The sequence below is a fragment of the Pedococcus sp. genome (assembly GCF_036554925.1).
Taxonomy (GTDB): domain Bacteria; phylum Actinomycetota; class Actinomycetes; order Actinomycetales; family Dermatophilaceae; genus Pedococcus_A.
The window spans coordinates 1-6,052 of record NZ_DATBMI010000160.1; the positions used below are offsets into that span (position 1 = coordinate 1).

The window sequence follows — 6,052 nt, forward strand, 5'->3', positions numbered from 1 at the left end:
CGGCCAGCAGATCGAGTTCAGCGGCTACGTCTGCTCGCTCGGCTTCAACGCCACCAAGGGCGCGGCCAACGTGTTCATCACCGCGGGCCACTGCGCGGAGGGCTACCAGACCTTCCGCCGCAACGGCGTCACCCTCGGCTCGACCCAGGCCTACTCGTTCCCGGGCAACGACTACGCCTACTCCAGCCTGACCTCGAGCTGGACCGGCGTCGGCGCCGTGGACATGTACGACGGCTACGCGCGACGGGTGACCGGTTCCTCCAGCGCCGCGGTCGGGTCCGCCGTCTGCAAGTCGGGCCGCACCACCGACTGGACCTGCGGTTCGATCCAGGCCAAGAACGTCACCGTGAACTACAACAACGGCGACGGCACGTACAGCACCGTCAGCGGCCTGACCCAGAGCAACACCTGCACCGAGGGCGGGGACTCCGGCGGCTCGTGGATGTCGAGCACCCTGGCGCAGGGCGTCACCAGCGGTGGAGCGGGCTACGGCGCGAACGCGGTCTGCGGCGAGAAGGTGGGACAGCCGAACATCGCCTACTTCCAGCCGGTCGGGGAGATCCTCTCGGCCTACGGCCTCACCCTCAAGACGTCCTGACCTCGTTGCCTGCACCGCTGCGGTCCGGGAGCCTGCGGGCTCCCGGACCGCAGCGGCGCCCTGCACACGTTCGCAACCACAGGGCGCCAACCCCGCGGGCCTGCGCGTGCGTTAATGCTGTGAGAGACGGCAATGCTGGAGAGACGGCAGCTGGCTGGGAGCGGAGGTGGCATGCGCGCGGAGACCGACGTGGAGTTCGCCGAGTACGTCCGGGCCCGGCAGCAGCAGTTCCTGCGTGCCGCCTACCTCGTGTGCGGCGACGCGCACCTCGCCGAGGACCTGCTCCAGCAGGCTCTCGTGAAGCTCGCCCTTCGCTGGGACAAGATCCGCGGCGAGCACCCCGACGCCTTCGTGCGCAGGGTCCTCTTTCGCGATGCCATCTCGGCGTGGCGCCGCACCCGGCGCGAGCACGTCGGCCTCGACGAGACCGTGTATGCCGCGGGGTCACCGCAGCAGGCAGGAGGACCGGGGGCTCCTCTGCCGGGTGCCGCGGAAGCCCGGGTCGAGGACCGGGTGGGTGGCCGGGTCGACCTCGTCCGCGCGCTGATGGGCCTGACGGTCAAGCAGCGCGCGGTGCTCGTGCTGCGCTACTTCGAGGACCGCAGCGAGGGCGAGACCGCCGACCTGCTCGGCGTCAGCGTGGGCACGGTGAAGAGCCAGACGAGCGCTGCGCTGGCGCGGCTGCGGGCCATCGCGCCGAGCCTCGAGCCGACCCTCAGCGGGAGGGAGCCGTCATGACCGGGATCCGGCTGGGACAGCTCATGGAGGAGGCCAGCCAGCACCTCGAGGACGTCGACCTCGCCGACCCTGCCTGGGCCGCGGCGGTCGAGCAGCGCGCGCGCCGCCGCCGCGCCGTCCTGCGCGGCTGTGCCGGAGCGGCGGGCGCCGCCCTCGTCGTCGGGGTCCTCGTGGCGCGCGACGAGCCCGCGGCCGACCGGGTGACGCCGGCACCGCCCCCGGTCACGTCGCCCTCGCCCGTGGCCACGGACCGCGCCACCGACGGGACCCTCCTCGTGCAGGCCCCGACGTTGGCGGACGAGGCCAGGCTGCCCGCGCGAGGGACTCACCTGCCGACCGAGATGGCGCTCGACCGGACGGCCATCCCCCTCCGCGAGCTGGGCGAAGGCGCGCTCGCCCGGATCACCGCGGCCTACCTGCGACCCGGTGACTCCGGGGGACGGTTCCGCCCGGTTCTGCTCGCGCAGGACGGTCGGCTCGTCGACGTCGGGCTGACCCTGCGCCGGACGGCCGACGCCGAGGGCAACGCCGCCCCGCCCCTCGACCGCGCCGCCATCGCGCAGGACGGCAGCGCCATCGCCTTCGCCCAGCCCGGTGAGGTCGTGCTGTTCGAGCTGCCCGCGGCCACCGTGCGCCGGATCGCCATCCCGGACCAGACCATCCAGAGGGTGGGCTGGACGGCCGGTGACACCGGTCTGGTGGCGCGCTCGGACACCCAGTCGTGGTTCGTCGACGTGGGTGCCGGCTCCGCGACGAGGCTCTCGCAGCGAGCGGCCCCCAGCCACTACGAGATCGCCGCGGGCGGCGGTGGGGCACCCCGGCTCCTGACGTGGGACGCGTTCGGTCGAGCGACCGGACGGGAATCCCTGCCCGCGCCCGTCCAGGCGGTCTACTCCAACACCGTCGGGAACATCGTCGGGTGGGCGGCCGCCGGCGTGTACCTGGACAACCAGGGCGGCACCCGCCAGTACCAGGGCATCCTCGCGGTCCAGGCCGACAAGCCGTCCAGCAGGCGGCTGCTCGTCTTCGGCGACCCCCAGTCCAGGCCGAAGGGATGCTGCGTCCCGCTCGGGTGGCTGTCAGGGCACGAGCTGCTGTTCCAGTCGAGCAGCGCCCAGGGGTCCTCGGTGCTCGTGTGGGACATCACCTCCGGTGCGGTGAGCCGCGCCTCGCGGGTGACCGGTGGCGCTGCGGGAGGCGCGGACGCCGTGGCGGTGGCGATCCCGTAGGCGGGCCGCCGTCAGGGCCAGGGCGCCGAGCCGGTGGCGACCGGACGGGCGGGGTCGGTGATCCAGTGGCTCCACGAGCCGACGTAGAGGGGTGCCTCGACACCGATCTCGTGCAGGGCGAGCGCCTGGTGGGCGGCCGTCACCCCGGACCCGCAGTAGGTGCCGACAGGCCCGCCGCGGGTGACCCCGAGGTCGGCGAACCGGTCCCGCAGGTCGGGGTGGGACAGGAACCGGCCGTCCGGCCCCGTGTTGGCGGTGGTGGGGGCGCTGACCGCGCCGGGGATGTGCCCCGCGACCCGGTCGATGGGCTCGACCGCGCCGGCGTACCGCTCCGGGGCACGGGCATCGAGCAGCACCCCGCAGCGGGCCACCTCGGCGGCGCCCTCGGCATCGATCAGGGGCATCCCGCCGGGCCGTGCGACGGCGTCCCCGTCGCCGGGCTCGGGCACCACCGTCGTGACCTCGCCGCCGACGGCGCGCCAGGCGGCCAGGCCGCCGTCGAGGACCCGCACGAACCCGGCCCCGAAGTAGCAGAAGACCCACCAGGCGCGGGCGGCGGCCATGCACGGCCCCTGGTCGTAGACCACGACGGCCGCCCCCTCGTCGACCCCGCAGCGCCGCAGCGCCTGCTCCACCGAGTGTGCCGTCGGCATCGGGTGGCGCCCGTCCGGCCCGGGCGGGCCGGACAGCTCCGCGTCGAGGTCCACGTGGTGCGCCCCGGGCAGGTGGCCGGCCAGGTAGAGGTCGCGGCCTGGCGGCCCGGGGGCCGTGGAGAGGTTCCACTGCACGTCGACGAGCACGACGGACCCGAGCTCGTCGCGCAGCTCCTCGGGCGAGATGAGCGCGGTCATGCGGCACAGTCAACCGCAGCGCCACCACGCTCGCGTACCGTCGGGTCATGACCCCGACCCGGCTGGTGCTGGTGCACGGCACGAGGGTGAGCCGAACCCAGTGGGACCTCCCCGCCTACCGCGAGGTCCTGGGCGGGCTCGACGTCGTGGCGCCGGACCTCCCGGGTCACGGCCGGCGGGTGGGGGAGAGGTTCACCACGGAGGCGGCGGTGGCGGCGGTCGCCGAGGCCGTCGAGACGGGCGACCGGGCGGCGCCGGTCGTCGTGGCCGGCCACTCCCTCGGTGGCTACATGGCCATGGCGTATGCCGCGCAGCACCCGGACCGGCTCGCCGGCCTGGCGCTGGTCGGGGCCAGCGCGGTGCCCCGCGGGGCCGGCGCGGCGGCATACCGGGGCTTCGCCTCCCTCGTGGCCGGGGTGGGCCCGGAGCGGATGGCGCGGCTGTCGGACCGCGTGCTGCGCCGGATGGCCGGCCCGGAGGCCTTCGAGGTGGTCCTCGCCGGCGGCGCGTCCTACGAGGCGACGGCGGACGCGTGGGCGGCCGTGATGCGGGACTGCCGCCCAGGGCAGCTGCGTGAGGTGATGGCGCCGGTGCTGCTCGTCAACGGCCAGTTCGACCAGCTCGGGGTCCACGCGCGCCGCTTCGCCGCCCACTGCCGCGAGGCGCGGGTCGTCGTGGTGCCGCGGGCCTCCCACCTGTTGCCGATCACCCACCCCGAGGCCGTGGCGGTGCTGCTGCGCGACTTCTCCCTCGAGTGCGCGAGGCGCGCGGTCTCCGGGCACCACCGCCCGACCTGAGACAATGGCCGGGCCATGACGACCCCCACCGCCGCCACGCTGACCCCCGGGCCCTCGCCGGTCCTGCCGCCGCTCCAGATCGGCCGCCACACGATCGAGTCGCCGGTCGTCCTGGCACCGATGGCGGGCATCACCAACCGCGCGTTCCGCCGCCTGTGCCGCGAGTACGGCCGGGAGGGCCTCGAGCAGGGCGGTGCCAGTGGCGCGACCTCGCTCTACGTCAGCGAGATGATCACGAGCCGGGCCCTGGTCGAGCGAACCCCTGAGTCCATGCGGCTGATCGAGCACGACCCGGACGAGAGCCCGCGCTCCATCCAGCTCTACGGCGTCGACCCGTCCACCGTGGCCGCGGCCGTGCGGATGCTCGTGACCGAGGACCGCGCCGACCACATCGACCTCAACTTCGGCTGCCCCGTCCCCAAGGTCACCCGCAAGGGCGGCGGTGCGGCGCTGCCGTGGAAGCGGGACCTCTTCGAGGGCATCGTCACCGCGGCGGTCCGGGAGGCCGGCCCGTATGCCGTGCCGGTCACCGTCAAGATGCGCAAGGGCATCGACGACGACCACCTCACCTACCTCGACGCGGGCCTCACCGCGGAGCGGGCCGGTGTGGCGGCCGTGGCCCTGCACGGCCGGACCGCCTCGCAGGCCTACTCCGGCCAGGCCGACTGGAGCGCCATCGCCCGCCTGAAGGAGACCGTCCGCACCATCCCGGTGCTCGGCAACGGCGACATCTGGTCGGCCGAGGACGCCCTCGAGATGGCGCGGCAGACCGGGTGCGACGGTGTGGTCGTCGGCCGGGGCTGCCTCGGGCGGCCCTGGCTCTTCACCGACCTCGCCGCGGCCTTCGCCGGCACCAGCGCACGGGTGCAGCCGACGCTGGGCGAGGTCACCGCGACCATGCGCCGGCACACGGAGTACCTCATCGACTTCTACGACGACGAGTTCAAGGCGTGCCGGGACATCCGCAAGCACATCGCCTGGTACCTCAAGGGATTCCCGGCGGGCTCGACCGTGCGACACCAGCTCGCGCTGGTCGACTCCCTCGCGGCGCTCGACCGGCTGATCGCGACCATGGAGGCCGATGCCCCGTGGCCCGGCGACGCAGCCGAGGGGCAGCGCGGGCGGGCCGGCTCACCGCGCCACGTCGCGCTCCCGGAGGGGTGGCTCGACTCCCGTGAGCTCAACGACGCAGCCCGCGAGGCCGTCGCCCAGGCCGAGCTGTCGGTGTCCGGCGGCTGACCCCCGCGGCTCGGCCCGGAGCCGCCCGGCGTCCGCGTGGTCAGCCGGCGGCGCCGTGCGCCAGCGACTCGAGCAGCTGGCCGCTGAACGCCGGGAGGTCGTGGGGGTTGCGGCTGGTGATGAGGTTCTCGTCCACGACGACCTTCTGGTCGACCCACTCGGCACCGGCGTTGCGCAGGTCCGTCTGCAGGCTGGGCCACGAGGTCAGCCTCCGCCCCCGAACGACGTCGGCCTCCACCAGGGTCCACGGGGCGTGGCAGATGGCCGCGACGACCTTGCCGGACTCCACGAAGTCGCGGACGAACGCGACCGCCGCCTTGTCCATCCGCAGGGCGTCGGGGTTGGCCACGCCCCCGGGCAGCACGAGGGCGTCGTAGTCCGCGACGGACGCCTCGGCGACGGTCTTGTCGACGGGGCGCTTCTCGGCCCTGTCGAGATGGTCGAAGGTCTGGACCTCGCCCTCCTCCAGGCTCAGCAGCACGGGGTGGGCGCCGGCCTCGGAGACGGCCTTCCAGGGCTCGGTCAGCTCGACGCGCTCGATGCCCTCGGCGGCCACGAGGAACGCCACGGTCTTTCCACTCAGATGGCTCATGCCCTCAC

6 protein-coding genes and 1 pseudogene are annotated in these 6,052 nt (G+C 74.2%); 5 read left to right on the top strand and 2 right to left on the bottom strand.

Annotated features, from left to right (window positions below):
* The 3 genes and pseudogenes from VIB11_RS12940 to VIB11_RS12950 all read left to right on the top strand — a co-directional run.
* A pseudogene (locus VIB11_RS12940) lies at positions 1-598 on the top strand (S1 family peptidase); the annotation flags it as partial.
* Between the two features lie 171 nt (positions 599-769).
* Complete coding sequence (locus VIB11_RS12945; RefSeq protein WP_332031648.1) at positions 770-1,336, top strand: SigE family RNA polymerase sigma factor; 567 nt, start codon at positions 770-772, stop codon at positions 1,334-1,336.
* Positions 1,333-2,565 (top strand): hypothetical protein, encoded by a 1,233-nt coding sequence (locus VIB11_RS12950; RefSeq protein WP_332031649.1) that lies wholly within the window; start codon positions 1,333-1,335, stop codon positions 2,563-2,565. The genes VIB11_RS12945 and VIB11_RS12950 overlap by 4 nt, the downstream gene beginning before the upstream one ends.
* 11 nt (positions 2,566-2,576) lie before the next feature.
* Here VIB11_RS12950 and VIB11_RS12955 read toward each other — a convergent pair whose 3' ends face one another.
* Complete coding sequence (locus tag VIB11_RS12955; RefSeq protein ID WP_332031650.1) at positions 2,577-3,416, bottom strand: sulfurtransferase; 840 nt, start codon at positions 3,414-3,416, stop codon at positions 2,577-2,579.
* A 47-nt stretch (positions 3,417-3,463) separates the two neighbouring features.
* Between VIB11_RS12955 and VIB11_RS12960 the strand changes: the two genes are divergently transcribed.
* Both VIB11_RS12960 and dusB read left to right on the top strand, forming a co-directional pair.
* Positions 3,464-4,213, top strand: coding sequence for an alpha/beta hydrolase (locus VIB11_RS12960; RefSeq protein WP_332031651.1), 750 nt, complete (start codon positions 3,464-3,466; stop codon positions 4,211-4,213).
* 15 nt (positions 4,214-4,228) lie between these two features.
* The gene (gene dusB / locus VIB11_RS12965; RefSeq protein ID WP_332031652.1) at positions 4,229-5,452 is read left to right on the top strand and encodes a tRNA dihydrouridine synthase DusB; all 1,224 of its coding nucleotides are present in this window, start codon (positions 4,229-4,231) and stop codon (positions 5,450-5,452) included.
* Positions 5,453-5,492: 40 nt separating this feature from the next.
* On the opposite strand, the gene VIB11_RS12970 is transcribed toward dusB, so the two are convergent.
* Positions 5,493-6,044 carry a type 1 glutamine amidotransferase domain-containing protein gene (locus VIB11_RS12970; protein ID WP_332031653.1) on the bottom strand — a complete coding sequence of 184 codons (552 nt, stop codon included), beginning with the start codon at positions 6,042-6,044 and terminating at the stop codon, positions 5,493-5,495.
* Between the last annotated feature and the right edge of the window lie 8 nt (positions 6,045-6,052).